This window comes from Pseudomonas sp. EA_65y_Pfl1_P113 (genome assembly GCF_963970525.1).
In the GTDB taxonomy this organism is placed as follows: domain Bacteria; phylum Pseudomonadota; class Gammaproteobacteria; order Pseudomonadales; family Pseudomonadaceae; genus Aquipseudomonas; species Aquipseudomonas tritici.
The window spans coordinates 1-255 of sequence record NZ_CAXAQM010000736.1 but is presented as its reverse complement, the minus strand read 5'-3'; the positions used below and the strand labels follow the sequence as shown (position 1 = coordinate 255).

Annotated in this window: 1 rRNA gene; it reads left to right on the top strand. The window is 51.4% G+C overall.

Annotated elements, in window-relative coordinates:
* Positions 1-255, top strand: a 16S ribosomal RNA gene (locus AACY52_RS31960); the annotation flags it as partial.

Sequence of the window (255 nt, the reverse complement as noted above, 5' to 3'; positions counted from 1 at the left end):
CCGGCTAACTCTGTGCCAGCAGCCGCGGTAATACAGAGGGTGCAAGCGTTAATCGGAATTACTGGGCGTAAAGCGCGCGTAGGTGGTTTGTTAAGTTGGATGTGAAATCCCCGGGCTCAACCTGGGAACTGCATTCAAAACTGACTGACTAGAGTATGGTAGAGGGTGGTGGAATTTCCTGTGTAGCGGTGAAATGCGTAGATATAGGAAGGAACACCAGTGGCGAAGGCGACCACCTGGACTAATACTGACACT